The sequence below is a fragment of the Rhizobium sp. R635 genome (genome assembly GCF_002211285.1).
Taxonomy (GTDB): Bacteria; Pseudomonadota; Alphaproteobacteria; order Rhizobiales; family Rhizobiaceae; genus Rhizobium.
In genome coordinates this window covers 294,735-321,521 of record NZ_LOKX01000001.1, presented here as the reverse complement: position 1 = coordinate 321,521, position 26,787 = coordinate 294,735, and the positions used below count along the sequence as shown (strand labels likewise).

The 26,787-nt window shown below is 61.5% G+C and carries 21 protein-coding genes, 1 tRNA gene and 1 pseudogene; 5 read left to right on the top strand and 18 right to left on the bottom strand.

All coding sequences use genetic code 11. The features are described from left to right. Positions 1-64 precede the first annotated feature (64 nt). On the top strand, positions 65-925 hold the full coding sequence (locus ATY78_RS01485; protein WP_088680565.1) for a DUF937 domain-containing protein: 861 nt from the start codon (positions 65-67) through the stop codon (positions 923-925). 121 nt (positions 926-1,046) lie between these two features. Here the strand turns inward: ATY78_RS01485 and ATY78_RS01480 are convergent, their stop codons facing one another. Further along, the gene (locus ATY78_RS01480) at positions 1,047-1,349 is read right to left on the bottom strand and encodes a DUF1127 domain-containing protein (protein ID WP_088680564.1); all 303 of its coding nucleotides are present in this window, start codon (positions 1,347-1,349) and stop codon (positions 1,047-1,049) included. A gap of 255 nt (positions 1,350-1,604) precedes the next feature. Between ATY78_RS01480 and ATY78_RS01475 the strand changes: the two genes are divergently transcribed. Beyond that, a complete protein-coding gene (locus tag ATY78_RS01475; RefSeq protein ID WP_088680563.1) occupies positions 1,605-2,558 on the top strand; it encodes a LysR substrate-binding domain-containing protein in 954 nt (317 codons plus the stop codon). Positions 2,559-2,564: 6 nt separating this feature from the next. Here the strand turns inward: ATY78_RS01475 and ATY78_RS01470 are convergent, their stop codons facing one another. The 6 genes from ATY78_RS01470 to ATY78_RS01440 form a co-directional block, all read right to left on the bottom strand. Then, positions 2,565-3,206: a TetR family transcriptional regulator gene (locus ATY78_RS01470; protein ID WP_088680828.1), complete on the bottom strand. Its 642-nt coding sequence runs from the start codon at positions 3,204-3,206 to the stop codon at positions 2,565-2,567. A gap of 323 nt (positions 3,207-3,529) precedes the next feature. After that, positions 3,530-6,592: an autotransporter domain-containing protein gene (locus ATY78_RS01465; protein WP_245313467.1), complete on the bottom strand. Its 3,063-nt coding sequence runs from the start codon at positions 6,590-6,592 to the stop codon at positions 3,530-3,532. Between the two features lie 523 nt (positions 6,593-7,115). After that, the gene (locus ATY78_RS01460; RefSeq protein ID WP_088680561.1) at positions 7,116-7,532 is read right to left on the bottom strand and encodes an MAPEG family protein; all 417 of its coding nucleotides are present in this window, start codon (positions 7,530-7,532) and stop codon (positions 7,116-7,118) included. Positions 7,533-7,639: 107 nt separating this feature from the next. Further along, the gene (locus tag ATY78_RS01455; RefSeq protein ID WP_088680560.1) at positions 7,640-8,194 is read right to left on the bottom strand and encodes a hypothetical protein; all 555 of its coding nucleotides are present in this window, start codon (positions 8,192-8,194) and stop codon (positions 7,640-7,642) included. Positions 8,195-8,196: 2 nt separating this feature from the next. Next, positions 8,197-9,681, bottom strand: a complete 1,485-nt coding sequence (guaB, locus tag ATY78_RS01450) for an IMP dehydrogenase (protein ID WP_088680559.1) — start codon at positions 9,679-9,681, stop codon at positions 8,197-8,199. A gap of 276 nt (positions 9,682-9,957) precedes the next feature. Further along, positions 9,958-10,950, bottom strand: coding sequence for an MBL fold metallo-hydrolase (locus ATY78_RS01440; RefSeq protein WP_088680557.1), 993 nt, complete (start codon positions 10,948-10,950; stop codon positions 9,958-9,960). Between the two features lie 234 nt (positions 10,951-11,184). Here ATY78_RS01440 and ATY78_RS01435 point away from each other — a divergent pair, with 234 nt between their 5' ends. After that, positions 11,185-12,609 (top strand): MFS transporter, encoded by a 1,425-nt coding sequence (locus tag ATY78_RS01435; protein WP_088680556.1) that lies wholly within the window; start codon positions 11,185-11,187, stop codon positions 12,607-12,609. A 3-nt stretch (positions 12,610-12,612) separates the two neighbouring features. On the opposite strand, the gene ATY78_RS01430 is transcribed toward ATY78_RS01435, so the two are convergent. Genes ATY78_RS01430 through ATY78_RS01420 form a run of 3 tightly spaced genes read right to left on the bottom strand, consistent with a single transcriptional unit; the run spans position 12,613 to position 15,329 of the window. Further along, positions 12,613-12,996 (bottom strand): VOC family protein, encoded by a 384-nt coding sequence (locus ATY78_RS01430; RefSeq protein ID WP_088680555.1) that lies wholly within the window; start codon positions 12,994-12,996, stop codon positions 12,613-12,615. Between the two features lie 48 nt (positions 12,997-13,044). Next, on the bottom strand, positions 13,045-13,764 hold the full coding sequence (locus ATY78_RS01425) for an RlmE family RNA methyltransferase (protein ID WP_088680554.1): 720 nt from the start codon (positions 13,762-13,764) through the stop codon (positions 13,045-13,047). A gap of 8 nt (positions 13,765-13,772) precedes the next feature. Then, entirely contained in the window at positions 13,773-15,329 is a 1,557-nt protein-coding gene (locus ATY78_RS01420; protein ID WP_088680553.1) for a Ppx/GppA phosphatase family protein, read from the bottom strand. 244 nt (positions 15,330-15,573) lie between these two features. Between ATY78_RS01420 and ATY78_RS01415 the strand changes: the two genes are divergently transcribed. Both ATY78_RS01415 and ATY78_RS01410 read left to right on the top strand, forming a co-directional pair. Further along, positions 15,574-15,647 (top strand) — tRNA-Gln (locus ATY78_RS01415). Between the two features lie 132 nt (positions 15,648-15,779). Next, positions 15,780-17,891 carry an integrase gene (locus tag ATY78_RS01410; protein WP_245313465.1) on the top strand — a complete coding sequence of 704 codons (2,112 nt, stop codon included), beginning with the start codon at positions 15,780-15,782 and terminating at the stop codon, positions 17,889-17,891. Positions 17,892-17,912: 21 nt separating this feature from the next. Here ATY78_RS01410 and ATY78_RS01405 read toward each other — a convergent pair. From ATY78_RS01405 to ATY78_RS01365, 8 genes and pseudogenes are all read right to left on the bottom strand, one after another. After that, positions 17,913-18,905: pseudogene (locus tag ATY78_RS01405) on the bottom strand (hypothetical protein); the annotation flags it as partial. 262 nt (positions 18,906-19,167) lie between these two features. Then, the gene (locus tag ATY78_RS01400; protein WP_088680552.1) at positions 19,168-19,479 is read right to left on the bottom strand and encodes a hypothetical protein; all 312 of its coding nucleotides are present in this window, start codon (positions 19,477-19,479) and stop codon (positions 19,168-19,170) included. A gap of 400 nt (positions 19,480-19,879) precedes the next feature. Beyond that, positions 19,880-20,803 (bottom strand): DUF429 domain-containing protein, encoded by a 924-nt coding sequence (locus ATY78_RS01390; RefSeq protein WP_088680550.1) that lies wholly within the window; start codon positions 20,801-20,803, stop codon positions 19,880-19,882. Positions 20,804-20,829: 26 nt separating this feature from the next. Further along, positions 20,830-21,645 (bottom strand): ATP-dependent Zn protease, encoded by an 816-nt coding sequence (locus tag ATY78_RS01385; RefSeq protein ID WP_088680549.1) that lies wholly within the window; start codon positions 21,643-21,645, stop codon positions 20,830-20,832. Beyond that, positions 21,642-23,507, bottom strand: coding sequence for an ATP-binding protein (locus tag ATY78_RS01380; protein WP_088680826.1), 1,866 nt, complete (start codon positions 23,505-23,507; stop codon positions 21,642-21,644). Before ATY78_RS01380 ends, ATY78_RS01385 begins: the two co-directional genes overlap by 4 nt. Beyond that, positions 23,507-23,866 (bottom strand): hypothetical protein, encoded by a 360-nt coding sequence (locus tag ATY78_RS28075; protein ID WP_141105614.1) that lies wholly within the window; start codon positions 23,864-23,866, stop codon positions 23,507-23,509. Before ATY78_RS28075 ends, ATY78_RS01380 begins: the two co-directional genes overlap by 1 nt. Positions 23,867-23,992: 126 nt before the next feature. Continuing rightward, positions 23,993-25,153: a hypothetical protein gene (locus ATY78_RS01370; protein ID WP_245313464.1), complete on the bottom strand. Its 1,161-nt coding sequence runs from the start codon at positions 25,151-25,153 to the stop codon at positions 23,993-23,995. A gap of 303 nt (positions 25,154-25,456) precedes the next feature. Continuing rightward, positions 25,457-26,635, bottom strand: a complete 1,179-nt coding sequence (locus tag ATY78_RS01365) for a hypothetical protein (protein ID WP_141105613.1) — start codon at positions 26,633-26,635, stop codon at positions 25,457-25,459. Between the last annotated feature and the right edge of the window lie 152 nt (positions 26,636-26,787).

Here is a 26,787-nt window from a genome sequence, read left to right as displayed (position 1 = left end):
TGCGCATTACCATTTCCGGATATAGTGACGTTACACGCGTCACGACTCGGGGAAAGGGACCTCCATGCTGCCACTCTTCGACATGATGATGCAGGCGCAGAACGGCGCGGCGATGGAGGCGGTCGCCCGGCAGTTCAATCTGGCGCAGGAACAGGCGACGAAGGCGATGGCCGCCCTGATGCCGGCCTTTTCCGCCGGCCTGAAGCGCAGCACCAGCAACCCTTATGATTTCGTCGGGCTGATGCAGGCGGTCGCCTCCGGCAACTACGCCCGCTATTTCGAGGATATGAGCCGGGCCTTCACGCCGGAGGGCATTTCCGACGGCAACAACATCCTTGCCCAGCTTTTCGGCTCGAAGGAAGTTTCGCGCGCGGTCGCCGCCCAGGCTGCGCAGATGACCGGCATCGGCCAGGACATTTACAAGCAGATGTTGCCGGTGCTGGCCGACACGCTGATGGGCGGGCTGTTCAAGCAGACGACCGGCCAGATGGCGTCGCCCGTCAATCCCTTCGTCAACACCGCGATGGGCGAGAGCATCCAGAAATGGCTCGAGAGCACCGGCTTCGCACCGAAGCCGAAGGCTGCTCCGGAACCCAACATCTTCGACAATCCGTTCACGCAGGCGATGCAGCTGATGTTTTCGGTGCCGAAGCCGGAGCCGACGCCGCAGCCGAACCCTTTCCTCGACAATCCCTTCACCAAAGCCTTCCAGGAAATGATGGGACTTGGCCAGCAGCCGGCCGCTCAGCAGCCGGCTCCCAAGGCTCCTGAGGCACCGAAGGAAGAGGCGAAGGCCAATGCCGAAAGCTATGCGGCGATGCTGAACGCGATGTTCGACAGCGGCCTCGAAGTGCAGAAGAGCTATCAGAAGAACCTGGAAGCGATCTTCGAAACCTATCGGCCAAAGCCTTCCTCGGAAACCTAAGGCGGGTGAAACCGGTTCATGCGGCGCGCATAAAAAAACCCGGAGATGGCTTGGGAAAAGCCGATCACCGGGTCAAGCGGCAGGGCTATTGGCTATCACCCTGCGGGGAAACTCGACGCTCCTACTCTTCGTAGGAGCGCAGAAATGACGACAAGCGCCAGCGATTGCGGGCCGAGCGCGTCAGATGTTCCGACGGGTCCTCGAAGAAGGTCGAAGCCAGGAACGCAGAGGTGAGGTCGGCCCGTGTGAGGCCGATATCCCTCAGCTGAGTATCGCTCAGATCATGCAGCCTGTTGATCTCCATACGATTGCGGAACCCGCGAAAGAGAGAGCCCAACGGTGCGAGACCTGCCACCAGACGCTGGGAAAACGTCGGGGTCGGCTTGCCGCAGTCGAGTTCGAGTGTCTGGTCTGTCATGCGCATTGAACTCTCCTTTCTGTACAGCGCCGCGCGTCTTTTCAGACGTACGAAGGGCGCTGTAACGTTTTAGATCGGGCGCAACGCAACCCACCCCTCCCGCGAGGTCGTGCGGGAAGGAGCAAGCTGAATTCCGCTTGGACAGGCAGGGTGTCTGTCCTTCACTTTGCTTGATTTGCACCCCGAAGATGCCAAAGACCTATTGATCAGTCCAACGAATGTTTCTAATGGTTATCATCAGCTATCTTTATGGGTGAAGCCATGTCCGCGCCTCTTGATCTCGACCAGTTGCAGACTTTCATCGCCATCGTCGATTCCGGCAGTTTCACCAAGGCCGCCGATAAGGTGTACAAGACCCAGTCGGCCGTCTCCATGCAGATGCGCCGTCTCGAAGAACGCATCGGCAAGCAGCTCTTCATCAAGGACGGCCGCGGCAACCGGCTGACGCTTGAGGGCGAGAAGCTGCTCAACTACGCCCGGCGCATCATCCGCCTCAACAACGAGGCGATCGCCGCCTTCGACGACAACAGGCTGGAAGGAACGCTGCGCATCGGCACGCCGGACGATTATGCCGACCGCTATATGCCGGAGATCATCGGCCGTTTCGCCAAGACGCATCCGAATGTCGAACTCTACATCGTCTGCGAGCCCTCGGTGGATCTTGCCGAGCGCATGCATAAGGGCGAGCTCGATATCGCGCTCGTCACCCATAACCCACGCGAGCGTATGTCCGATGTGGTCAGAACCGAGCCGCTCTGCTGGGTCGGGTCGGCCAACCATCCGATCCGCGACGACGCGCCGGTGCCGCTGGCGGTCGGGCGGCGCGACTGCCAGTGGCGCCAGCTTGCCTGTTCGGCGCTCGATGCCGTCGGCCGCGAACACCAGATCCTGTTCACCAGCTGGTCCTGCACCGTCGTTGCCGCGGCCGTGCTTGCCGGCATGGCGGTTTCGGTGATGCCGGAATCGGCTTTGCGGACGGGTATGAAGGTGCTGAGCCAGGCGGACGGCTTCCCCGCGCTGCCACCGGTGCAGATCGGCATCATGAAGCGGCCGGGTGTTTCGATCTCGCTGATGAACGCGATCACCGCCCACATCACCGCCTGCCTCGACAACATCACGCCTGCCGTCATCGACGACAATCTCGAGGCCGACGTCAAATCCGCCCAGGGGCGTTATCCCAGGCTGAAGGCCGCCAATATGGTGCCGAGCTGGTAATAGCGCTCAGGCGGCGGTCTGGACGTTCGCAGTGAAAAGGGAGGCGCGGATGACGCGTTTCCACTCGTCGAGCATGCGCCGCGCCAAGGCCTCCTCGCTGACGGCGGCGAGCCGGATGACGGCTCCGATCAAGTGGCTGAACAAATAAGTGCGCGCGTACATCTCCTCGTCGCACAGGTCGGGCGCCAGCCGTCCCACAGCGGCGTGGAAAATGCCGGCGACGCGGCCGCTATGCTCGATGTTCAGCTGCAGCAGATCCTGATCAGTCTCCGTGCCCATCCAAACGCCGAGATAGACGGGATCGTCGCGATAGGATTCGTAATACCAGTCGATGGTGGCGCAGACGAGGTCGAGCGCTTGGTCCAGCGACTGCACATCGGTGAACATCGCCGCCGTCTTCGCCTGGATCGCCGACGCGTGCTGATCGAACAGCGCTTTGACGATCGCCGCCTTTTCCGGGAAATATTGATAGACCGAGCCGATCGGCACCTTGGCGGCGACGGCAAGCTCCGTCATCCGCATGGCGCTGACGCCTTTTTTCGCGATGATCTTGGCGGCGGCGGCAAGAATGAGATCCAGCCTCTGAATGCTGCGCTCCTGCTTCGGCGTCCTGCGCAGGCCGATGCGATCCATGCTTTCCGCGCCCATGTCGTTCCCATTCTTATCGTTTTTCGCGGCGGAAGCGATCTGCCACCGGCGCATCGAGCCGATATGACATGCAGGTGTTCATCGGCCGTAAACGGAAACGCTCGTATTTTAACGACCGGTAAAAGCCTATTAAAATCGGGACTCTAGCTCTGCTCGACTGAGTTGCGCCGCCATGGAAAAGCTTGAAATGGTTGCGGATTCCACGATGGAAGCAGGGTTGGAGGGCGCGATAGTGCAGCGTTCGGTCGGCAGCCCTCTCCTTCGCCGCCAAGGCGACGATTCAGTGATTTGAACGCCCTCGGTCGCATGAACCGCGGTGCGCCTCAAAACTCGACCGACAGCGTCGCTTTGACCCCGTGCTGCTGCGCATTGCCCGCAATCTGGCCGGAGTAGGCAATGCCGAAAGTGGAGTTTGCATTGAGGTCGAAATCGAGCCCGGCATCGAGAACGAAGGCGTTGCGCGCCACTGGCACACCGGCGACGGTGAAGTCGTCGCCGCCGGCAAAAGCGTGCGTCGACAGCGGAACGATGTCGCCGGCGGCGTGCCGCCAACCCGACATGCCGCGCAGGGTCGCATTCGTCTCACCCAGGCGGATATCCATTTCGGCATGCAGGCCCAGCGTGGCGATCGTGGTGTTTGTCGTGCGGCTGGCGCTGTCGAGTGCCGCCGCCCCGCCCTCTTCGGTAAAGCCCGCCGCCCGAATGCCCACGTGAGCAAGATTGACGAAGGGCTCGAAAGAAGCCGCCGCCGTATCGAACCGGTAGCCCAGCTCTGCAAAGGCCTGCAGCGTTCCGGCGCCGTAGCTCGCTTCCAGCCTGTCCTCGAAACTTCCGATGACGACCCGGCGGCTGGTGTCGATCTCGTGCCAGCTATGGGCAAGGCCGGAGCGAAAAGCGAGATTGCCCCATTGCGTGCCGGCATAGAGGCCGAGGTGATAATCATTGCTCGATCCAGACGAGGCGCGGTGCCGCGGATCGAACCCGGAGTTGCTGTAGCCTGCCATCACGCCGAACCTGACGTCGTCGAAGGTGGTGTCGACGCCGGCGAGAAAGCCGCCGGTCTGGTGGCGGAGCGTCGCGGCATTGCCGTCCGCGGATGTTTCGCTGAGGCCACCAAAGGCCGTGCTCCAGAAAACCGGCCTGTCCGACGTGTCGGCGGCAATCAGTTCCGGTCCGCCCGGCCAGAAGGCCTGTATCGGAACCATCGTCGCGCCCGGATCGCCGAAAGCAGACCGCAGCCGTTCGTTGGCGGCCTGACGGACAAACAGGCTTTGCGAGATCAGCGCCGTTTTGATCGAGGCATGGATTTCGCCGGAAAGCGCGTCGTAACTCGCCTGGACCTCTGTTTCGTCATTGGGCAATGTGACGATGGCATCGTAGATGTCGTTGCCGGTTCCGAGATTTTCGGCGGCTTGCGCGGCGGCGATTTGGTTGCGCGTCGCCGCCATGTCGGCGAAGCTGACGTCATTGCGCGCGATCTCCATATAGACGTTGTTCAGGTCATAGGAGAGGTCGGCTGCCAGGAAGGCGTAATTGGACGTGACCGTCCCGAACGTTCCGTTGATCCCCCCGGTAGCGGTCAGGATCGTATAGGTAGAGAAAGGCTTGTAGTCGCCATTCATCCCGACATGGGTAACGCTGGCGCCATTGAGGAACGCGATCCCAGTGACCGAGATGAGATCGCTGGCGGTGCCGGCGGGATCGACCTCGACTTCATAAGTGGAGTTGGGATCGAAAGTGAGGTTGCCGCCGATGGTCAGTGTTCCGATGGAGTTGCCAGGCGCGATGGTAACGCCCGCGCCGGCAGTCACCGCACCGATATGACCCGATCCGGCCAGCCTGCCGCCCGTCATCATCAGGATGCCGCCAAGGCTGCCATTGACGATCAGCCGGCCGTTCGAAACCGTGGTGGTGCCGGCAAAGCCCGAGCTGTTGCCGGTCAGGCGCAAGGTGCCGCTGCCGAGCATCGTGAAATCGCCGGTGCCGGAGAGTATGCCGGCATAGGTGCTGTCGCTCGCCTGATCGAGCGTGAGGTCGGCGCTGCCGATCGCGATCTCGCCGCCGCTACCGGAAAGCTGCGTCATGGTCAGGTCGAAGCCGCCGAGATCAAGGATGCCGCCGTTGACCGCATAGGCGCCGTTCTGCACGAAAGCGCCGGCGCTGCCCGCCAGCAGCGTACCGGCCTCAACCGTCGTCACGCCGGTATAGCTGTTGGTGCCGGAAAGCGTCAGCGTGCCCGTGCCCTGCTTGGTAAGACCGCCGGCGCCTTGCAGATCCGTGGCGATGCCGACGGCAAAGCCGTTCGTATCGATAAAGGCGCCGCCGGTGTCGAACGTTACCTCTCCGGCGTTGAAACCGCCCAGGAAATTCGCCTCATTGCCGGTTGCGCGCAAAATGCCACCGTCAAAAACGAGGTTCGCGTCGCCAGCGCCTCCATCGATATAACCAGTCTCCAGAACGCCGCGTCCGCTGCCAGCGCTGCCGACGAGTTCTATAGTTCCGGCAGCGCCCGAATCGTCGGCGATGAGGACCCCGGAGGCGGAAACCAAGCCGCCATTTTCGACAGTCACACTGCCTGTCCCGAATTCGCCCACATAGAGCCCGCCGGAATTGACCCAGCTCGACCCCGCGCCGGTCACGCTGACCACACCATTACCATCTGTGCTGAAGCCGACATAGCCTTCGCTAGCGGTGACCGAGCCGCCATCCGAAATGGTCAGCGTTCCCAATCCCGCCTCGCCGACCGAGAGATCGGCGGAATTGCTCCAGAGCGAGCCTGCGCCTGTTACCATGACCTCGCCGTAGCCGCTGGAATCATTGCTGATATAGCCGAATGCGCTGCTGACCGTTCCAGCATTGGAGATGATCAGAGTGCCGGCGCCGCTATAGCCGATGGTGAGATCCTGTGAATTCGTCCAGCTCGAGCCGCTACCTGTGACCGTCACCATGCCGCTGGCGGCGCCGGAGAAATAGCCGACATAGCCGTCAATATTATCGACGGCGCCTCCATCATCGATGCTGAGCATTCCGGTGCCATCAAAACCGACGTACAGGTCGTCGGAATTGCTCCAGGTCGAGCCTGTTCCCGTGACCGTCACCGTGCCACTGGCGCCGAGGTCGATACCGAGCCCGCCGGTATCATTGCTCACAACGCCGCCGTTGCGAATGATCAGGGCTGCATCGTCGCCGTTCTGGCTGCCGATGAGGAGGTCGGCATTGTTCGTCCATGGGCTCGGTTGTGTGCCCGGGCCGGTGCCGCTAGCATCACTGCCATCGACAATCTCCGTGTCGTTGCCGCCGATGACCTGCTGCGCCCATACCGGCTCCACGGCCAGAAGCAGCGGCAGCGCTGTACTCGCCCATCTCGTCAGTCGTAGCACTGCCATCCCATGGATTGCCGCCACATCTCGCCGTTTGCCCATGCCCCGCTCGCAAATCGTACCGCTCGAAGCAGAAATAAGAGCAATCGATTTAAGATTTAGTAACGATGCCACCAAAAATATTTAGGGCTAGAATAACCCCTGCGGAGGTTGCATTTTCAACGACATCCCTGTCGTTTTTCAGGGTAAGCGGCCGACTGCAACGAGACATTCTCCTGTCGAAATCATGTTGTGCTTCATCGACCGGCCTCTCAGCGGATTTGAAATAGCTGCCACAGAAAAACGATTACAGACGTCATCGATCTTGCGATGACATCTGTAACTTCGAAGGGTCCGATTCTGGAGTAACAACTTGAATTTAAAGGAGACAATCTTAGCCGAGAGGATAGATCGACAGGACAGTAGCGGCACCCGCCCTTTGTCAAAACAGATGTTGCCGCGAACAACGACGTCGCCCAACTAGAGGCCGCATTCGTTTCGATCAGCTGTCGAATGTGAGTGACGCGCAGAACACGCGGCGCGGGCAGCCTCACCCCATCGCCATCCAAGCGGCGAGCCAGATCCACATGGCGGCGAGCACCAGATAACCGGCGGCAAAGATCGGGCTGCGGTAGCGGAGATCGTTGCTGGTGACGTGAATGGCCGCATGAGCATAACGCAGGGCGACGAAGACCCAGGCGAGGCAGACGGAGACGAGATTATCGGCCTCGGTGACATAGAGAAGCACGCAGCAGGCATAGAAGAGCACAGGCAGTTCGAACTGGTTGGCAAGGCAATTCTTGACGACCAGGCTTTCGGCGGGCTCGTCGCGATTTTCGCGATAATCCGATTTTCCGATCTTGCCGGCACGGACCATTCTCCCGCGACGCATACCCAGAAGCGCATAAAGACCATAGACCAGGGCCACATGGGCAAGGAGTGGCCAGAAGATTTGATAGCCGGTCATATCAGCCTGAAGTCCTTTCCGCTTTTGCAGTCTTTCGAGCAATAGCCGAAAGCGGAACAGGATACCACGCGGCCTTAAATCGCAGAGACAGGCGGAGCAAGCGCCCTTCAGTCTTCGCCCGGAGAGAGCCAGCGGGCAATGACAAGCCGGGCGGCGACGATGAAGCAGACGGCGAGGCTTGCGAATTTCAGCCGCGTCATCCACGGCAACAGGTATGTCGCAAGACCTGTAGATGCGCCGTTACCGAAGGCAATGAGGCTCGAAATATTCTCGCCGTAGTCGGCAATGCCGTAGATGAACGGCAGCAGATAGATCGCCTTGGCGACGAGCGGATGAAGCGACCGGCCGAACCATGAGCCGACAGGGCCAAGCTTGACGAAGACGAGGAACAGCAGCGCCGTCAGCAAGGCCGGAAAGATCAGTTCCGGCCCGAAATACATGGCGCGCAACAGCCTCGTCGCTGTCTCGTTCTCATCGAGCAGCTTCTGCATGTGGAAGACGGCAGATTCGTCGTAACCGGCGAAATAGGTGTCCAGCACCGCCTGCCCGGTTTCGTGCTTGAACGGGACGACGAAGCCGAAGGTCGTCCAGGCGAGCACGGCAAGGCAGAGGGCTGCGAGCAGCGCGACGACCCAGAGGGGAATTGCGCTGCCCGCTTTCATGATCAGAGGCCGGCGCCCGGATAGTTCGGGCTCTCGCGGGTGATCGTCACGTCATGGGCGTGGCTCTCGCGAAGGCCGGCGCCGGAGATGCGCACGAAGGTGGCCCGCTCCTGGAAATCCTTCAGGTCCTTGCCGCCGACATAGCCCATGGCCGCCTTGAGGCCGCCGGCGAGCTGGTGGACGACGGCCGAGACCGGTCCCTTGTACGGCACCTGGCCCTCGATGCCTTCCGGCACGAGCTTCAGCGTGTCGCGCACTTCAGCCTGGAAATAACGGTCTGCCGAGCCGCGGGCCATGGCGCCGACGGAGCCCATGCCGCGATAGGCCTTGAAGGAGCGGCCTTGGTAGAGATAGACCTCGCCCGGGCTCTCATCGGTGCCGGCAAGCAGCGAGCCGATCATGACGGCGGAAGCGCCGGCGGCGATCGCCTTGGCAAGGTCGCCGGAGAATTTGATGCCGCCGTCAGCGATGACGGGCACGCCCTGATCCTGCGCAGCCTGAACGGCCGACATGATGGCGGCGAGCTGAGGAACGCCGACGCCGGCGACGATGCGCGTCGTGCAGATCGAACCAGGACCGATGCCGACCTTGACCGCATCCGCACCGGCATCGATCAGCGCTCTCGTGCCGTCATAGGTGGCGACGTTGCCGGCCATGATGCGCACCGAGTTGGAGAGCTTCTTGACGCGGGTGACGGCATCGAGGACGCGCTGCGAATGGCCATGGGCCGTGTCGACGACGAGAAGGTCGACGCCGGCCTCGATCAGGCGCTCGGCACGCTCGAAGCCGTCATCGCCGACGCTGATGGCGGCGGCGGCACGAAGCCTGCCCTGCGCATCCTTGGACGCGTTCGGGTTCAGCTGCGACTTCTCGATATCCTTGACGGTGATGAGACCGACGCAACGGCCTTCGGTGTCGACCACCAGGAGCTTTTCGATCCGGTGCGAATGCAAGAGGCGCTTGGCTTCCTGTTGCTCGACGTTCTCCTTGACCGTGACCAGATTGTCCTTGGTCATCAGCTCGTGGATCTTCTGCTCCGGGTCGGACGCGAAGCGGACGTCACGATTGGTCAGGATGCCGACGAGGCGGCCCGACTTCTCGACGACGGGGATGCCTGAAATGCCGTGCAACTTCATCAGGGAGAGCGCTTCGGCGAGTTTCGCCTCCGGGCCGATGGTGACGGGATTGACGACCATGCCGCTTTCGAACTTCTTCACCTGGCGAACCTCTTCGGCCTGCTCGACCGGCGTCAGGTTGCGGTGGATGACGCCGAGGCCGCCGGCCTGCGCCATGGCGATCGCCAGCCGGCTTTCGGTGACGGTATCCATGGCCGAAGAGAGGATCGGGATGTTGAGGTCGAAGTCGCGGGCGATGCGGGTCGCGATGTTCGTCTGGCCGGGCATGACCTCGGAGTGCCCCGGCTGCAGCAACACGTCGTCGAAGGTAAGCGCGTCCGCGCCGGTTGCCGTTTCAATGATGCGTGCCATGGCCAAATTCCTTCATTTTAGAAAAATGCAATCCCTGCCCGGAAACGAATCGTCCGCCCCGGCGGTGTGCATGAGTTGCTTGGAAGTTGGCGAGGGCTGGTAACACGTCTATGACAGGAAGGAAATAGCAAAAAGCCCGGCATATCAGCCGGGCTCGTCATGGGTGCCATGCACGGAGAGCAATTCCCAGGTAAAGCCAGAAGCAATTTTACCAGAAATTGCACCGAACAGGAGGTCGAGCGGTTCCGGCTTCGGTGAAAAGCTGAACCGTTCGGATCAAATATCGAACTGATAGGTCTTCGGCACGAAGCGATAACCTCCATCCTGCCTCTCGGCGAAGCCGACCGCCGGGAACGGCATGTGGTAGCCGAGGAAGGCGATCTTGTCGGTTGCGATCATGTCGAAAACCTTGCGGCGGCTGGCCGCCGCCTGCGCCTTGTCCATATCGAAGCGTACTTCCCAATCCGGGCGCAGCAGCGACAGGATATAGTGGTTGGCCGTATCGCCGGTCACGACGAGGCGTTTGCCCTCGGATTCCAGATGGAACACCATATGCCCTGGGCTGTGACCGGCGGCCAGCATTGCCGTCATGCCGGGCGCGACACTGTCGCCGTCCTTGATGAAGGTGGCTTTTTCGACGAGCGGCGCGACATTGGCGAGCACGGCCTTATGGCCGCCTTCGGCGGGCGTGCCTTCACGCGCCTTGTTCGACCAGAAATCATATTCGGCCTGGCCGATGACATAGCGGGCATTCTTGAAGGCAGGAGCGCCATTTTCCATCAGGCCGCCGATATGATCGCCGTGCAGATGGGTGAGAGCCACCACAGTGATATCGTCGGCCGAATATCCCGCGGCTTTCAGGCCTTCGGCAAGCTGGCCGGCGCCGCGCGCCCGCCCGGCCGCACCGAAGCCGGTATCGACGAGAATGACATCCGAGCCGGTATCGATGAGAGCAGGCGAATATCCGTTGAGAAATTTATCCGCCGGCAGGAAATTTGCGGTCAGCAATGCCTTGACGGTTTCCGGGTCCTGATTGGTGCCGAAGGTTTCATAGGGCTTTTCGGAGATGTTGATGCCGTCGCGCACGACGGTGAATTTATAGGAACCAAGCTTGAATTGATTGATTTCGGGCAAGGGCGCTGCATTCATATTGCTGCTTTCTCCAGTCGCGGCCGCTTCGGCCTTCTCTCTTAAAATCATCGGCGCCGCCAGCAGTCCGAGGCCTGCGGCAAAAAGCGTGCGCCGCTTTATTCTCGTTGAAATTGCCATATCCCATCCCCTCCGATGCGCGGTGTGCTCCACGCCGTCCCGACGATATGTCCACCGGATTTGCCCCGGCGAAGCAAACATATGTCAATCTTGACACAAGAGGTTGTCGGGCAAGCCATCTCACGCAGACGTGAACCAAACGTGTCGTCGACGCAGATTGAAGGATTGGCAGGCCGGGGAAGTGGGACTACACAGCAAAGGCCTCCGATCCGCAGCCTATCAAGGCTCCCGCCTATGAACCGCATCGTCCCGCTGATCCTCGCCGTCGCTCTCTTCATGGAGCAGATGGACTCCACCGTGATTTCGACGGCGCTGCCGGCAATCGCCAGGGATCTCAATGTCGGACCGATCACGCTGAAGCTCGCTTTGACCTCCTACATGGTGGCGCTGGCGGTGTTCATTCCGGTCAGCGGCTGGATGGCCGACAGGTTCGGCGCCAAGAAGATCTTCCGCCTCGCCATCTCAGTCTTCGTCATCGGCTCGATCTTCTGTGCCGCCTCCTCCAATCTCGTCGAATTCGTATTTGCCCGCTTTCTGCAGGGCATGGGCGGCGCGATGATGACGCCGGTCGGCCGTCTCGTGCTGGTGCGCACCACGCAGCGCAGCGATCTCGTTTCCGCCATGGCGCTGCTCACCATTCCCGCCCTCGTCGGCCCGCTCACCGGCCCGCCGCTCGGCGGCTTCATCACCACCTATTTCAGCTGGCATTGGATCTTCCTGATCAACGTGCCGGTTGGCATCATCGGCATCTGGCTTGCGACGATTTTCCTGCCGGAGGTGGAAGCGACGGCGCCGCCGAAGCTCGATGTCATCGGCTTCATACTCACCTCGCTGTCGGCTGCGGGCGTCGTTTTCGGCCTGTCGGTGGTCAGCCTACCGGCCCTGCCCCCGATCATCGGCATCACCGCCACCTTGATCGGCCTTGCCTGCGGCTTCCTCTACGTCAGCCATGCCAAGCGCCATCCGGCGCCGATCCTCAACCTCAACCTGTTCAAGAATCCGACGTTCCGGGCCTCGACCACCGGGGGCAACCTCTTTCGTATCTGCGTCGGCGCCATGCCGTTCCTCACGCCGTTGATGCTGCAGCTCGGCTTCGGGCTGACGCCGTTCCAATCCGGCCTCATCACCTTTGCCGGAGCGATCGGGGCAATCACCACGAAATTCATGGCCAAGCGCGTTTTCGCCGCCACCGGCTTCCGCACGACGCTTCTCGGCGCCGCCATGGTGACGACGCTCGTGACCGTCATCACCGGCTTCTTCACGCCGGCAACGCCGCACCTCGTCATCATCGGCGTGCTGCTTCTCGGCGGCTTCTCCCGCTCCTTCATGTTCACCGGCGTCAATGCGCTTGCCTTTGCCGAGATCGATGATGCGGAAGCGAGCCAGGCGACATCGATGAGTTCGGTGATGCAGCAGATCAGCCTGGCGCTCGGCGTCGCGGTCGCCGCCGCGATACTGGAAACCTCGATCTATTTCCGTGGCGAGGCCCTGCAGGTCGCCGATTTCCACCTCGCCTTCTACGTCATCGCCAGCCTGACCGTCATTGCGACCATTCCCTTCATCAGGATGGACCGCAATGCCGGGGCCGTCGTTTCCGGCCACCGTGCGAGACACATGAAGCCGTCGACTATGGAAGCTGAACAGCCGGCGGTGAAATAGGTCCTATCTGGGACTCTCGCAGACCGCGCTGAGCTTGTTGCCGTCGAGATCGCGGACATAGGCGGCATAGAAATGGGCATGGTAGGAACGCAGGCCCGGCCCGCCTTCATCCATTCCGCCAGCCGCTATCGCCGCCGCATGGAAGGCATCGACAGCCGCCCGCGTTTCGGCCGCGAACGCGACCATGGCGCCGTTGCCTGACGTCGCCCGGCGGCGATTGAAAGGCGTCACCACCCAGAAACGGCAGCGCGTATCGCCGTCGGCGGAATAGCCGATTTCCTCCTGCGAATAATGCTGGCGCCGATAGCCGAGCGGAAGCAACGCAGCATCGTAAAAATGGCCCGCGCGATAGAGGTCGTTGGTTCCGAGCGTGACGTAAAGAAGCATGGGATCAGATCCTGGTATAGCCATCATCGGCCAGGACAGGCCCGAAGATCAAGCTTCCTCTGCTTCGCCTTCCGCCTTACGCCCCTTGAAGCCCTTGGCGAGCAGGAACATCTCGACCGATTCGGCGCGCGAGGAGTTCGGCTTGACGTGGACGACCTGCCGGAAATTCTGCTTCAGCATGGCGAGCAGGTCGCGCTCGGTGCCGCCCTGGAAGGTCTTGGTCAGGAAATGCCCGCCTTCCCCCAGGACTTCGATCGCGAAATGGGCCGCCACCTCGCAGAGATGCATGGTGCGCAGATGGTCGGTGCGGTGGTGGCCGGTGGTCGGGGCCGCCATGTCCGATATGACGAGATCGGGCGTGCCGCCGACGGCTTCCATCAGCTTTTCCGGCGCTGTCGGATCGAGGAAATCGAGCTGCAGGATCTTGACGCCCGGCAATTGGGCCATTTCGAGGAAATCGATCGCGGCAACGCGGATATCCTCATCCGTCGAGCCGGTGACCTTGGCAGCGATCTGCGACCAACTGCCGGGAGCGGCGCCGAGATCGATGATGCGCTTGGCGCCGCGCAGGATATGATATTTCTCGTCGATCTCCAGGAGCTTGAAGGCGGCACGGGCGCGATAGCCCTCAAGCTGGGCGCGCTGCACATAGGGATCGTTGATATGGCGCTGCAGCCACTGGCGCGAGGACGCCTTCATCTTCTTGTTCTTGACGCGCTGGCCGAGCTTGCGGCCGGTGCGGTTTCCCGCGATCGGTGCCTTGGTCATGCCTTCTCCTATTTCGCGCGCTGGCCGCGGCGGTTGCGGTGACGCCGCCATACGCCGTCATCGGCCATCATGTCGGTCAGCAGCCCTTCCCTCAAACCGCGATCGGCAACGCGCATGCGCGGGCTCGGCCAGCGGCGGCGGATCGCCTCGAGGATGGCGCAGCCGGCGAGCACCAGATCGGCGCGATCCGGCCCGATGCAGGGATTGGCGGCGCGGCTTTCGAAATCCCAGGAGAGCAGCTTCGCCTGCATGGCGGAGACCTCGCCGTCGGACAGCCAGATGCCGTCGACCTTGCGCCGGTCGTAACGCGGCAGATCGAGATGGACGCCGGCAAGCGTCGTCACCGTGCCCGACGTGCCGATCAGGTGGAAGTCGCCGGTCTGGGCGATCTCGATCTCCGGGCAATCGAAACGCCCGAGCATGCCTTCGACCTCGCGCACCATGCCTTCGAAGCTCTCGGGCGTGACATCGCGTCCGCCGTGGCGCTCCGACAGGGTCACGACGCCGACAGGCAACGAGGTCCAGTGGGTGATGTGATTGGCCAGCCGGCTGAAGCGGTTGTCGCCGATGCGGATGACGGCGATCTCCGACGAGCCGCCGCCGATATCGAAGAGCACGACGGAGCGCGTCTCGCGCCCGACCAGCGACGAGCAGCCGGAGACCGCAAGCCGCGCTTCTGTCTCGCGATCGATGATTTCGAGGGCGAGGCCGGTTTCGGCAACGACCCGGCTCAAGAATTCCTCACCATTGACTGCCTGGCGGCAGGCCTCGGTGGCGATCAGCCGCATGCGGCGGATTTCACGATTCCTGAGCTTGGAAGCGCAGATCCTCAGCGCCTCGATCGCCCGGTCCATCGCCTCGTCCGACAGACGGCCGCTTGCCGCGAGCCCTTCGCCGAGGCGCACGATGCGGGAAAAGGCATCGACGACGCGGAACTGACCCGGACGTGTCGGCTGGGCGATCAGGAGACGGCAATTGTTCGTGCCGAGATCGAGGGCGGCATAGAGCTCTTCCGGCCATGCATGCTCGCCGGCCTGGCGATCGCCGTCGCGACCGGGATGGGCGTCGCCATCCCTGCCCTTGCGGCTCGACGCTGCGCCATTCTGCGCTTCGCGCGGCTCGACACTGCGTGGCGTCTGTTCCACGCGGCTCTCATGCTGCAGAGAAGGCTTTGCCGACGTCAGCGGTCGGCCCTGCAGACCGCGCTTGCCGCGATGTTTGCGGCGGTTGCGCCGGCTCGGAGCCGAATCGCCATCGGCCCGGCCGGCTTGGCCTGCCGCTGCCGCCTGTTCCATGGCATGGGGGTGAGGTGAACCGTCCTGCGCAGCACCCTGGCCGCCACGACGGCGACGCTTTCGCTTGCGGGCCGGATTCCCGGCTGCATCCTCTATCGGGCGCGCAGGCTGTCCAGCACCGCCGGAAAGCTCATGCGAAGCGGAATGAGCGGCGTTGCGGGATTGCCCGCCACGCTTGCCCTTGCGGCGCCTGGACTTCTTGCCGTCCCTGCGCCCTGCCGCCGACGCCCCGTCAAATTGCGGCTTCGCGCCGCCTTCGGGGTCTTCCACGTTCTTTTTCCATCGCGCCGCGCAACTCCTTAAGGCATGCAGCAGGCGCTCATTCGATTTTTGCGTTGCCGCAAAGATATCAGCGCCCACCGAAATCGCCAAATTCTTTTTTGGACAGGCGATTTGCCGGTGCTTTCACCTGTTCCCAACATGACCGGATTTTTTTCAAAACAGGTATTTGCATTCCCCCGGCTTTTGTTTATAAGCGCCGCACACCAGCCGAACCGCCCACCGGTTCGCCTGCTGGGGAATAGTTCAATGGTAGAACAGCGGACTCTGACTCCGTCGATCTTGGTTCGAATCCAGGTTCCCCAGCCAATTCTCCCTAAATGTCCTTAATTCCTTGATTTTCCAGTTGTGCCGGGTATCGTTTTGGCATCATCGGCGACCTGATGCCCAGAACTGTAGCCCACAGGTGATGCCCACGCGACCCACGTCGCGGCGTCGCCGGTGGCAGGCAAGGGCAACAATCTCATGGCGGTCCGCCACGACGTCGAAAACCTCACCCGCCGCGGCAATATCTTCTATTGGCGTGCGCGCGTCCCAAGCGCCTTCGGGCAGTGCCGACCAGGCAGCCGGCTTTCATTGAGCCTTCACTGTTCTGATCATAAAAAAGCGCAGGCGATCGGCCGCAAGCTCAACATGCTGGTCGCCGAACTGAAGTTGAAGCAGAAGGAACCCATGTCAAAGGCGCAGCTCCAAAAGCTTTGCGAACACGAACGAGACATGATGCTCATGCATCTCGAAGACGTCTCGATGGTAGCGCGGCGCTATGGCCGGCCCGCCGACATTTCAGAGCTGGAAATGGATTTGGAAAATGGATGGGCCTATCGGTTGCTCGGTATGTTCGGCATTACCCATCACCTGACGCTGAAGGACAATTGCCGCGGCTTAGCCTACCTCAGGCAAAACGGAGTTCCCGCCTCCCATATCTTCGCGATCGGCTCCAATTATTTTGAACTGCTTCAAGAGGCGAACACTCGCGGCTTCAAGGCGGGTATTCGAAGATTGATGCACCTCTTCGAAATCAGTCCAAACCCGCTCAACGAGGAAAAGGCCATGAAGGCCTATTTCAGCGGGCGGGCGGAAGCGCTCTTCGATGTCGCGGAACGGCATCCACTCGCCGATCGTGATCTGAGCGAACTCACGGGCGGTTCGGCTTCGAAACTACAGTCTGCGTTCATCAAGGTCGCACCCTTGAAAGCGACGCCGCCGTTATCGGAGATCGCAGTTCCCGCTGATGATGTTGTCGAGCCCTCTGCGCCTGAAGTGCCGCCGGTTACTATGCTTGATCTTCCGCCCTCGCCGCGGGCCGCCATCAAAGCACCGGTTGAGGAAAACACCCGACCGGTCATTCACCTCGCGGCTTTCGAAGCCGAGTGCGAAAAGCTCGTCAAGAACATGGGGGACGCTTGGGATGAGCCGACCGCCCGCGATGCTCGCGCTCTCGTTCGCATGTTCAAGGGCGTGCTCGAAGAACACGGCGTCGAACACACCGGCCAAATTACCCAGTATCATATCGGCGAGCTTCGCCAGCACTTCAACGATATTCCCGCTCGCTGGGGACAGAGCGCCAGAATGAGGGCGATGTCGGCACCCGAGCTTCGCGCTGAGGGCGAGAGGTTGCGCGAGAAGGCCGGGACGGAGGGCAAAGAGGCGGCCGTGGGCCTTAAAGCAGGCACCATTCGCAAACACCTTGGAAATCTAAACCACTTTCTGAAGCATGTCCGCGGCCACGGATTCGAAGTTGACGATTGGACGTTTGAAGGCTTGAGACCGAAAAAGCCGAAACCTGGCTCTATTCGCAAACAGCAGCACAAGCCCACGCCCGACGAAATCAAACCGATTTTTTCCAGCCCAATCTACACTGGCTCGCTGAACCACGATCGAGGCCGGAAAAAGCCGGGCCCGCACGTCTTTCATGACGCCGCCTATTTCTTGCCGATCATGTTCTCATACCTCGGGGCCCGGCGGCGCGAGTTTGCAGGGCTTGCGTTAGACGATATTGCCGAAGACGATGGCGGCCTGGTGCTGATCCTGCGGACAAACAAATTCCGGCGGCTCAAAACGGAGCAATCTGAGCGGCTGCTGCCGCTCCCGCAAGAGCTGGTTCGCTTGGGCTTCCTGGACTATTGCGCTGCGCTCCAGAACCTGGGGTACGAGGCCGTGTTCCCTGACCTCTTCTCCGATAAGACCGCGAACGATCCGGGCGACCGCTTCTACGATGTCTTTGTCCCGATCATGAAGCAGTCCCTCGGAGAGAAGATGTGGGCTCGGGCTTTTCATGCGCTGCGCCACGGCATGGCAGATACACTCCTCCAGGCTGGCGTCCCGCCCGTGGTTATCGACGACATCTCCGGACGGCTGAGCCAAGGGGGCGAGACCAGCCTTCGCTACACCAACCCCGCTGGTCTGCCCTTGATGCGCGATGCTCTCAGCAAGTATCCGATCATCACCGCCGGCATAGAACCGAAGCCGATCAAACTGCTGCCATGGATCGAAAAGCGGCTGCCGCCACCGTGGGCACGCGAGGCAAAGAACGAAGCGAGACGTCGGAAATAATTTCCGACACCTCCTTCTTCGTTAAGCAGCTTCCCAGACCTGGTTCAGGATACGCGCCGCAAGTGCCGCCTTGTCCTGCGGGAGAAAGCGCCCGTAGTGCTTGGCGACCATTTCGGCGGTGTCCTGTATGGCGTAGCTCGCCTGCTCATACGAGCCAGTCTGCTTCAAAATGTGGGTCGCCAGCACGTCACGGACATTATGGGGCCCGTGCGGTAGCAGCCCCTTGATCGCGCCTCGTCCGGTATAGGGGTTGTAGATGCCGTAGCGCTGAATGGTGTGACGCCAGGCCTCGTAGAAACTGGTCGTGTCGTAGGCCGCGTTTGTGCTGGTCGTCTTGACAGTCTTGACGAAGAACGTGCCGGGATCCGCGGCCGACCGTAAGAGCACCGCGCGGTGCCGATCGACATAGGCGTCGATGTACTTGTAGAGATCCAAAAGGTCCGGAAGCACGAGCCGAAACGGCTTGTCGCCAAAGAAGGATGAGTGTGCGTTCTTGAAGGCAACAGCAGGAATGAAGACCTCCCAGCCACCTTCCCGATCACTCCACCGGATTTCGCCGCGCTTCATCTTTTCCAGCGCGCGTTCCGAGCGCGGCACCGAGCCTTTCGGATTGAGCATCAGTTGCCTGAGGTTCTTCTGGCGAAGCCCAAGATGCAACCCCAGCCTCAGCATCAGGAATGATCGGACCGCTTCAGCGGCCGGCCGAGGATAACGATGCTCGTCCGGCATCAAGCGGATGATCTCCTCGGTGATTTTGCGGTACTCGCCAACGGGGCTCGCCGCCTCAAGGACCGGCATGATCGGCTCGAACGGATCGCGATGGACGCGCGCGATCCGCTGGATCTCTTTGACACGGTGGGCAGCATGCTTGTGGAAGTCGTCGCAGGCGCCGTGCCAGTCCGCATTGGCATAGTCGATCTCATTTTGCGAAACGAGGCCGGCAATCGGCTGGACCCGCGCCAGAAGCTCCGGATGCTGCCGGAGCCAACCGGTTCCCTCCTTGGCAATCGCCATCTTGCGTTGAAAGGCTTTGGCAGAAAATTGGTTCATTTCCATTCACGTAGCTGTTGTTGTTCGTTCCCGCAGATGCGGGGCACGCGAGCTATGCGAATGGGGTTAACCTCCGGTAACCAAGGGTTTCCGTGAGCGAATGGCTTCATAAAAACGATTCAGTTGCAAACGGCGTTTCACGAAGTAACGGGGGGACGAAGTCCCCAATGATAACGCCGCTTGCACAAATAGTTGGTGATCAGGCAGAGCAGATGGCCAGGAATCGTCAGCCCCGCAGGTGAGGCTTGCTTCGGAAGGGACGGTCATCGCGGGCATAGCGATCGACGAGATCATCGAAGACTTCGTCGGCTGCCCGCTCGTCGAAGCCTTGGTCGACGAGAACCCCAACCACGGCGTCAGCCAGCTCTTCTATCCAGTCCTGCCGTCCCTGGTCGAGATAGCTGCTGATCGTCCAGAACAGCATGGCCCGCGCGACGTCGTCACGATCCGGACGCCGCTCGGCCCGATGCCGGTCCCTCAGCCGCTGCTGCCGCTCCCTCTGCTTGGCGTTCCGCTCGTCCAAAGTCTGTCGTGCCATATCATCTTCCCCCTGTTTTCGTTGATGGCACTCTTATGGTCAGGGGACCGGCGGCACGGCGCAAGGCGTTTGTCGCCGAAACGGAATCGTTGTGTTTTGAATCGGAAATTTCGAGTTTGGAATCGAATGCGCGCAATTTGCTTCAAGTTGCGGGCATGTCGAGGCAGGTTGCCGGCAATCTCGCGGCTACGTTGACGGCGCCGGACGCATAGGGTGCAACCATTCCGATTTCGGGTGAATCGGAAATCTGGACGATCGAAACGTTTGCCCAGAGCTTGGAAACGTTGCCCTCGACTTTCGAATCGTTCCCCCGGAAGTTCGAATCGAATGAGCGCAATTTGTTTCGAGTTGCCGGCGACCTGCATCAGCTCGTTCAAAGGTAAATCAACTTGCGGGAGACTTAAGCCCGCTGACCGAGGATCCAGCCTTCCCACGTTTTGACGTCATCTGCTTCCGGTACGCCTTCGCTCCGGCGGCCATCGACGACGTCGATCATGCCGAGCAGGCCGACTGTCGCATCGAACCTGTCCTCCCCGTCCTTGCCGTTTCCGAAGCCACCCCTGATCAGACTTTGGAGTCCGCTCCCGTCGACGTGCGGTCTGTTATCCAGCCACCGCATCAGATGACTTGCCACGGACCGGCGTCCGTCTTGCTGTCGCTTACTCCATACCGGACGTCGAGGTATCCCAAGCTGGCCGTAGACGTCGCCGGGATATGTCTCGGCGACGACAGTGGCGCCCGGCATCATCAGGTCATGGAGCGTTCCGTCAAACGGCCATAGCGATAGCTTCTCGAGGTTCGGGAGGATGATTTCGCGCCAGCCGGTCAGGGCGGCCTTGCCTACCTGATTACCGCCGAGCGTCCAGAACAGCATGCAGGCGTCGCCGCGATCCGGCGTCGCCCGCTCGCAGCGGCGCAGTAGATCCTTACCGCTCAGCCCTAAAGCGTCAAAAAGGTGCTGCCGCTGCGTGCCCCCAGGCCGCATGGGATAAAACGGTCGATCGATGGTGATTTGGTTGCGATGCTCCGCTACGTCGAACCATCGCGCAAAGCGTGCGTCCCCGAACGACCGCAAAAAGGAACGGAAGTCGAGGGTTCCTAAAGCTCTGCCGTAGGCGGCTGGAAGACCGATCGGGAAGTCGAAACCCATCAGCACCCCGGCGTCTGGCGACCGCTGTCGCAGTCGATGTGTGAGGTTCCGCGTGTCGCCGACAGGCTCCGGCGCCAACAGCACCCATGTCTCGCCCTGGCGGACCGCCACGCACAACCACCGCTTCTTGGCTTCGATGCTCCAGTCGCAATGTGCGATAACCGTTGCAGACATTCCGTCCTCCATACCTCGCTCCGGATTTACGAGTCAGCGACCAGGATGTCCATGACCGCCTGACCATCGAGCGCCTGGGCGTCGAAGAGCGCGCGCACCAATCGGTCGAAGGCCCGCCGGTTCTCGATGATGACGTCCGTCGCCCGTGCCTGCGCGAACTCGAGTCGGCGATGCACGCGCTCTGCCAGCTCGGCGTCGCGACTGAGGATCGTGGTGGGATTCTTGTGCTCGAGATAGAGCAGCGGATGGCGGCCACCAAATCCCAGCGCCTGCTCCATATCCAGCGCAACACGAGTTGCGCGCGCCAGGTCGCTCTCTTCGGCGCCGCCGGAGCCTGCCGATACGGTCTTGAGCACAATCAGCTCGGCGGCGCGGCCTGCCATCAGCATTGCCAGCAGCCGCCCGTACCAATCTTCGGTATCTGGCGTACTGGTCGCAAAGGTTACCGTGTTGTGGCCGCCGTCCTTGGCGTCGATCGTCAGCCCCTTGATCGACCCGAGCCGCAGAGCGTGATGAACGACCGCATGACCGGACTCGTGGATGGCGAAGCGCCATCGGACATCGTATGAGACCGGCGGGCGGTGACCGCGAATGCCCGCTTCGATGTCTGCATAGGCGAGGCGGCGCTTTTCTCGGCGAGCTTTCAATCGCGCTTCGCGGACGATCCGTTCAATGTCGGCGCCAGTCAGGCCCATTGCTCGTGTTGCCAGACGTCGCAACGCCTGAAGCACTGGATTATCATGCTCGGCCGTGTCTGGCCTGTCGATGCCGCGCTCACCGTCATTCTCCAGGATGATTTCGATCTCGTCCACCGAGCCGCCAACTTTGGTGTTTTCCATCATGGCTGACCTCCTATTTGGGTGTCAGGCGCGGTGACGGCATCGAGGTCGCTGCCTAGATGATGGGCGAGAATTCCAGCGAGCGTTGGAATATCTGGTCGCGGGATTTCGATATGTGTTTCCAGCCGTCCCGAGCGGCGGATCGCCTCATCGATCTCGTCCGGCCGGTTCGTCGCACCCACGACGATGACGCCGTCAGCTTTCAGGGCGCCGTCGAGAAGCTCCAACAGCTTGTTGACGCAGGCGTTCCAATAGTCGGCATAGGACCTCGACGCCGGAGCGCGCTGACCAATGCCGTCGATCTCGTCGATGAACAGGATGCAGGGCGCGTGACGCCGGGCTTCCGCAAAAGTGTCTGCCATGCGGTCCAGCACATCGTGCAGATACTCACCCTGCAGCCATGTCGACACGGACGTGACGACCAGTGGCACCTGCAGCGTATTACAAAGCGCCCGTGCAAAAGTTGTCTTGCCGGTCCCTGGCGGTCCAGAAAGGAGGAGCTTGGTGCTCATCTGTGACCACGCAAGCTCGCCGCCGAGATAGTCGCCCAGATCGCCCTTCAAGCCGAGCGCCCAATCTTTTGCTGCACCATAGCCCGTTAGCGTCTCAACGCGCAGCACGGGCGGCGCGTCCAGCGTCGATGACTCATCGAAAGGCTCCGGCTGGATCACCTCGGCACCGGTTGGCTTCTGTCGTGACCTGTCCTTGCGCTTGCCCTTGGACGAGGAGGTCGACGATGCATGACCGTCAGTACCGCCGCTATTCCCCGAGTTCTGTCCGCTGCGCTCGCTCGGGCTTTGCGTGATGAGACGCCGTGCGGAGGCCGCCTTGTCTCCGTCTTTCTCATCGTTCTTATCGTCGCGGTTCAGCGCCGCGAGCCCTGAGAGCGCATCGAGGCTGGAGAGGATTGGGCGGCCCGGCCGAATGGCAATGGCCAGATCGTCGAGCGTGAGCGCCCCGGCATTGAGTTTCGCGATACTGCTGTCGTGACGCATGACCGCCTCGCTGCCATAGACAGCTTCAAGTAGATCGGCGATCAGCAGGCGATCGATCCCGGCGCCCGTCAGCCTGATGTCGCAGGTCAGATCAACGTGATCCGGAACGCCATTGTGCGTCTCCGACACAGCAAGCACAGGCGTGCCATCCGCCAGAGCTCGCAGCAACTGTCCGCGCAGGGCCGCCCGGCTTGGGCGGTTGGTCTCTCCAGCCGGGACCTGCAAGAAGACGCGCCGGGTCTCGCTGTCTACCCACTTCCATAGATCGTTGGTGAAAGCAAAATCCGCCGCCACGCCGGTGTAAGGTCCGTATGGCACGATGCCGGTGTCTTCGATGAGCTGCGACAAGGCTCGCTCAAAGCCGTCGGCGAGGACAGCTACGGAGAAGATGGGTGCGGGCTGCCGCAGGATCGCGACCAGATCGCGCAGTGTGACGCCCGATTGCTCCATTGCCGCGGCAAGCAGCAGCAGGGTAGCTATATGCTTGATGCTCGGATTATACCCTGCTTCGGCAGCGACTCGAACCACGTAGGCATGCGCAGCCGTGTCAGCAGCCTTGATGTTTGCCGGATGCCGTCTGAGGTGGTCTGGCCAAGCTGGCAAGGCTGGTACGAGAACGGGGCGACCGTGTCCGTCCTGCGGTGCTTCGATCAGGAAGCCGGCGAGATGATCCCGCATCCACTGACGGTCCCGCTCGACATCGCCGGTGAGATGGGAGACATCGAAGGCGGGGCTGAAGCGGCCGATGACATGGCCGTCGACGATGGCGGTGCTCATCGTCAGAAGACCGTTGCGGACCGCGAGACGCCGAACGGCCCGGCGTTCGACATGGGCGAGACGTCGAAGGAGGAAGGAAGCCAGACGATCCATCAGCATTCCTCCTGGATTGCCGGATGAGCGGAAACAATTTCCGGCGGCACGCCCTGACGAGCGAACGTCCGATGATTGGCGCCTGCCCTCCTGTTGAGGCAGTCGAGAACCAGCCGGCAGGCAGGATCACCGGATTCTGCCAGGCGGCGGAGTGGTTCCAGAACCACGGAGGGAATCTCGCGCGTGTCCGACGACACCTGCCGGGCAAACGCAAGAGCAAGGCCGATGATCAGAGCCGGGTCGTCCTGCAGACGTGGAGCAACGAGAGGCTGATTGAGCTTGGAAGCTCTCGCGCTGGTCCACTTCAGGCGGGGTGACGTCGATGATGCTGGTTGGGTGGACATGATGTCTGCGGGCATGCAGGATCTCCTCGCCGGTCCGGCTTCAGCGGACGGCGTCTTCTCAAGGATGATGGGAACGGCAAGGAGGTCGCCGCGGCGTCACGCACCGCAGCGATAGCCTCCTTAAGCAAAGCCGGACTTGCGTTAGACGTCGAGCAGACGCCGGGCAAAGCCAATGCGGATATGCTCGGGTGGCCAGCAGACCATGTCATCCGCCAGCGCCTCCGGATCATCGCGACCATCGTCGGCATCATCGAAGCTCGATCCTTCGCAGTCGCCGCAACGGCATCCGGGTCCGTGATCCTCGGTGTCGCCCGTGACGCCCTCGCAGACCATCACGCGTGGGATCGCCCGCAGCGTCCCAAAGCGGCGCGCATGGAGCGACGTCGTGAAGGCATCAGCGGCGAGCGGTGGGGTGGCCGTCACCATTGGCGTCTCCGGGAGACCAAGCGCAAGGCGAGCCTCAGCCTCGAGAAGCTGCTGCACGCGGCGCCCGAAGCGTAGGCGCAGTTCCGCCATGCAAGCCGCGGCGCCATCGATCTCCAGAAGATCGTCGATCTCCGAGAGCGCCCAGACACCCGCCGCATGATCGCTCGGACGGCTGGCGCCATCGATGATCGCGACACCGACCGTCTCGACCATCAGCCGCTTCTGCGTTTTGTAGAGCCAGTCCGGCACCACCATGGCCGACGCCAACATTTTCAGCTTCAACTCTTCGAGCCGGCTGGTGTCGCCGTAGGATGCCAGCGAGCGCTTCAGGTCCAACACGAAGGCGGCCCGCTTGGCGCGGTTCACGATGATCAGGTCCGGCGTGTAGCTGCCTTTGGCCGGCGCCTCGCAGTCAAGCCGGACGCCTTCAAGCTGGCGCCAGTGATTGCCGGCAACCGCTTCGATGGCCGCCTTGACCAGCGGCAGCTTGATCGACTGCATCAGCACGAGGATATTCGGATTAGCCTTGGCTAGCCGCTCAACGGCCTGCTCCAGCAGCTTACCCTCGCGGAAGGAGACGGCGCGGACGAGCGACGCCACATTGACGTAGTGCCCGAGGATCTCGTCCTCGACCGGCTCGCCGTCGGCGATCGCGGCAATCGCCTTCTCGATCAGAACGTCGAAGTCCGCCTCGACATGCGCGTAGCGTACTAGATGCGCATGCCGACGCAGCGCCGGCGGTTCGGCGTGAACAGCGAAGCGCTCACCGAACTGGCGACGCGACGCCGAGCCGGCCGCAAAAGACATGGTGGAGGATGCCGTTGATGCGGCGCGCAGAACTTCCCCGGCTGGGGTGTTGGCAGTATGAATGGTCATAGCCCGATTCCTTCTTCAACAAGGCTTGAGGGTCAGGCCCTTGTCGGTGTTCCAGCACCGGCTTGGGCCGCTTGCTCCATCTCGTGGAGCCACCCAGTCCTGACAGGACCCGGACCGGATCTCAAGCACCCTGGAAGCGAAGAATGAGAACAGATCCTGAACGAGGTTAACGGCGGGCTCACGTTCGAATTCTGTCCACGCGCGATGGTAAACGATCGGTGAAGCGCGATGAGGTCGCGCTGAGCACGGCGCCAAACGCAAAGCCGGAATCAAGAAAGGGGCCCGAAAGCCCCTTTCTTATGTTCAGTCCGCCGACGCCTCGGCGGGTTTGCGCGTGAGCGCCTTTGGCTTCCTTAGTCCAGGCAGCCCTTCGGTCGAGCCGAAAGAAAGGATGTTGGAACCGGCGGTCTCAGATGCTTCACCCCTCCGGGTGAACATCGCCGGCGGTACGTAGTCCTCGAGCGTTTCATCCTCGTCCTCGGACGCATCGAGCCTCGGCGCGTCAACCCGCACGACGCCACCCAGCGCCTCCAGCCCATTGCGCATCACCTGGTCGGGTGATTTCGAGGCAACGGCGGCCTCGAGCGGCCATTCAGGCTGCTTCGCTCTCGAGGTTGCCCAATCGAGGAGCGGCAGCAGCTCCTGGCTCAGCCACAGTTCGAGCTCCTTCGCCTCAGGCCAGGCCTCTCGATCGCCCACGTCGTCGAGCGTCTCGAACACTTTGTGCCATCGGCTTCCAGGGGCAAGCTCAGTCGCGGAGAGCTTTCGGACGTCGATGTCGCCTGGTGCGTCGAGAAGCAGGACGTTGCCCAGGCTGCGCTTGGCAAGTCGGCCCAAAGGCTCAAGCACCGGAACGACTGCTTTCTTCTGAAGACGCTTGCCCCGAGGTTTGCGTTCGAGAATGTCCTCGACAGTCTTGGCAAGCATTGCCGCATTCTCAACGAAAGAGGCAAGACCGCTTTTCGTCTTGAGGTCGATCAGCGCCCGCAGTCCGGACAGACCGCCGACGTCGGGAAGCTCCGTTGCGGTGACCTCTTCGGAGACTGCTTCGGGACCGTCCGTCAGAAGAGCTTTCACCTCACTGACGCGAATGCCGTCGTTCTCCTTCGCAAAGGCCAGGGCAGCCTCAACTTTTTCGTCCGGCGCGGACGCCAGATGAAAAAGAACCGTGGGGCTGACGGCCAGCTCGACCGCACGAGTACGGTACGGAGCGAGATTGCGAGCAACAGCCCGATAGTTGCGTGCGGTTTTCGAGGAGATGTCGCATCGCTGCGATACCCATTTCTCGAAAGTACCCGGCTCAACGAGTGTGGACGCCTGCTCCAGCAGGTCGCCCAGCTCGAACGCCTGCTCCGTGGAGCGGCGTCCCAAAGCCTGGATGTTGAAGGCTGTCGCTTCCAACTCTTTCTTGCTCTGCGCACCGATGTTGAGCGCGTCGTAGTCAAAGCGGCCGGATGCCGCTTCGTTCGTTTTCTTCGTCATGTCAAAGATCCTTGCGTGTTGCAAAAGCATCAACTGCACCTGCGCAATTGATACACAAATTATCCCTTGAGATTAAAAGTAACGCAAGACGTATCAAAAGTTGTCCATTCAAATTTTACTTAGAGACTTAAAGATCTTACATGCACTAATAT

What these genes read in the sequence shown, in the direction of transcription:
- ATY78_RS01485 (WP_088680565.1), top strand. Translation starts at nt 65, where the DNA reads ATGCTGCCACTCTTCGACATGATGATGCAGGCGCAGAACGGCGCGGCG.
- ATY78_RS01480 (WP_088680564.1), bottom strand. Translation starts at nt 1,349, where the DNA reads ATGCGCATGACAGACCAGACACTCGAACTCGACTGCGGCAAGCCGACC.
- ATY78_RS01475 (WP_088680563.1), top strand. Translation starts at nt 1,605, where the DNA reads ATGTCCGCGCCTCTTGATCTCGACCAGTTGCAGACTTTCATCGCCATC.
- ATY78_RS01470 (WP_088680828.1), bottom strand. Translation starts at nt 3,206, where the DNA reads ATGGGCGCGGAAAGCATGGATCGCATCGGCCTGCGCAGGACGCCGAAG.
- ATY78_RS01465 (WP_245313467.1), bottom strand. Translation starts at nt 6,592, where the DNA reads ATGGCAGTGCTACGACTGACGAGATGGGCGAGTACAGCGCTGCCGCTG.
- ATY78_RS01460 (WP_088680561.1), bottom strand. Translation starts at nt 7,532, where the DNA reads ATGACCGGCTATCAAATCTTCTGGCCACTCCTTGCCCATGTGGCCCTG.
- ATY78_RS01455 (WP_088680560.1), bottom strand. Translation starts at nt 8,194, where the DNA reads ATGAAAGCGGGCAGCGCAATTCCCCTCTGGGTCGTCGCGCTGCTCGCA.
- guaB (WP_088680559.1), bottom strand. Translation starts at nt 9,681, where the DNA reads ATGGCACGCATCATTGAAACGGCAACCGGCGCGGACGCGCTTACCTTC.
- ATY78_RS01440 (WP_088680557.1), bottom strand. Translation starts at nt 10,950, where the DNA reads ATGGCAATTTCAACGAGAATAAAGCGGCGCACGCTTTTTGCCGCAGGC.
- ATY78_RS01435 (WP_088680556.1), top strand. Translation starts at nt 11,185, where the DNA reads ATGAACCGCATCGTCCCGCTGATCCTCGCCGTCGCTCTCTTCATGGAG.
- ATY78_RS01430 (WP_088680555.1), bottom strand. Translation starts at nt 12,996, where the DNA reads ATGCTTCTTTACGTCACGCTCGGAACCAACGACCTCTATCGCGCGGGC.
- ATY78_RS01425 (WP_088680554.1), bottom strand. Translation starts at nt 13,764, where the DNA reads ATGACCAAGGCACCGATCGCGGGAAACCGCACCGGCCGCAAGCTCGGC.
- ATY78_RS01400 (WP_088680552.1), bottom strand. Translation starts at nt 19,479, where the DNA reads ATGGCACGACAGACTTTGGACGAGCGGAACGCCAAGCAGAGGGAGCGG.
- ATY78_RS01390 (WP_088680550.1), bottom strand. Translation starts at nt 20,803, where the DNA reads ATGTCTGCAACGGTTATCGCACATTGCGACTGGAGCATCGAAGCCAAG.
- ATY78_RS01385 (WP_088680549.1), bottom strand. Translation starts at nt 21,645, where the DNA reads ATGATGGAAAACACCAAAGTTGGCGGCTCGGTGGACGAGATCGAAATC.
- ATY78_RS01380 (WP_088680826.1), bottom strand. Translation starts at nt 23,507, where the DNA reads ATGGATCGTCTGGCTTCCTTCCTCCTTCGACGTCTCGCCCATGTCGAA.
- ATY78_RS28075 (WP_141105614.1), bottom strand. Translation starts at nt 23,866, where the DNA reads ATGCCCGCAGACATCATGTCCACCCAACCAGCATCATCGACGTCACCC.
- ATY78_RS01370 (WP_245313464.1), bottom strand. Translation starts at nt 25,153, where the DNA reads ATGACCATTCATACTGCCAACACCCCAGCCGGGGAAGTTCTGCGCGCC.
- ATY78_RS01365 (WP_141105613.1), bottom strand. Translation starts at nt 26,635, where the DNA reads ATGACGAAGAAAACGAACGAAGCGGCATCCGGCCGCTTTGACTACGAC.